This window comes from Mesorhizobium sp. M7A.F.Ca.ET.027.03.2.1 (assembly GCF_003999175.1).
Taxonomy (GTDB): Bacteria; Pseudomonadota; Alphaproteobacteria; order Rhizobiales; family Rhizobiaceae; genus Mesorhizobium.
In genome coordinates this window covers 1-1,211 of sequence record NZ_RZOM01001414.1, presented here as the reverse complement: position 1 = coordinate 1,211, position 1,211 = coordinate 1, and the positions used below count along the sequence as shown (strand labels likewise).

Here is a 1,211-nt window from a genome sequence, read left to right as displayed (position 1 = left end):
CTGCTCGTTTGGACGGGGTCCGTCGCGGCTACCGAGCCAGCGCCTCCTGCCGTGGGGAACGCGGCGCTTCCGCCCAATGCCAGCGCGATTGCGAGTGCTTTTACTGTGGAGTGTTTCATGTCGATCTCCCATGGCCCCAACCTCTTTCGGAAGTTAAGGCTTGCCCGTGCGCATCGATGCCTGATCGACACGACTACCCAAAAACCGATCGGCTCTATTTGGCAGAATCTGCGGGATTTCGGAGCGACCCCATTGGCGGATGTGCGAACCTGGCACAGAGCCACCCAAAATTACCTCTCAAGCCCCTATACAGGGGGCGTTCGAGAGAAAGTTCGCCGCGATACTCACAAATTCGCGTCAAAATCCCGATATATCATCCCTGGCTAATTTAAGAGCCGGTCAGGGCCAAGAGTCAAGCACAATTAACGGTTGCTTAACCTTGACGACGGCAACATGGTTAACGGCTTTGGCCGGATCCCCTCCGACTGCCTCGACCCGTCGGTGAATTTCCAGCACCGAAGAGTTTACCGGCTCGCCGCCAGACTGACTGCTCGGTAGCGGCTATTCCTCCCCCGATACGCGTTAGGTTAACCAAATCTCAATAATCATGTTCAACAAACAATTAATTTAGTTGACGCTAAGAAAGCATTAGCTAATTCTAATCCTGGGATTTTGGGAGCTTCCAGCCACCTTGTCGGCGGAAGCCCAAAGTGGCGGGCGAGTAAGTGTATGAGTGCTTCCGTGCATGATGGCGTCGTCGGCCATAAGAGCAGACGGGCGCATCGATCTGAGGCGGCTCTGGCAGTCACTGCGCAGAAGGGACCCTTTCTGGTGCCCGTGCTGTCGGCCATTCAGCAATGGATCCTGAGACTGGCGCTGGCTTTCTGGTTCTGCACACTCGGGTTTTTCTGGATATGGTGGCTGAAGCCGGAGCATGTCGAACATCTCGGGCCATACACGTTCGCAACACTCATCCTGGTATGGCTCACGCTCATGCCGTTGTACTTTCTCTTGAACGTGCATGCGTCGAAAAAACCGTCCAAGCTTCACACGATCCCGAAGCGTTCGCGGGTCGCGATGGTGGTCACCAAGGCCCCCTCCGAACCGTTTGCCGTCGTTGCGCGCACGCTCGAAGCGATGCTGGCACAGGATTACCCGCACGATACCTGGCTGGCCGACGAGGATCCCTCCGAAGAGACAGTTCGCTGGTG

1 protein-coding gene is annotated in these 1,211 nt (G+C 56.3%); it reads left to right on the top strand.

All coding sequences use genetic code 11. The features are described from left to right. Positions 1-729: 729 nt before the first annotated feature. On the top strand, positions 730-1,211 hold a 482-nt coding region (locus tag EN750_RS35160), incomplete at its 3' end, for a glycosyltransferase family 2 protein (RefSeq protein WP_145968234.1).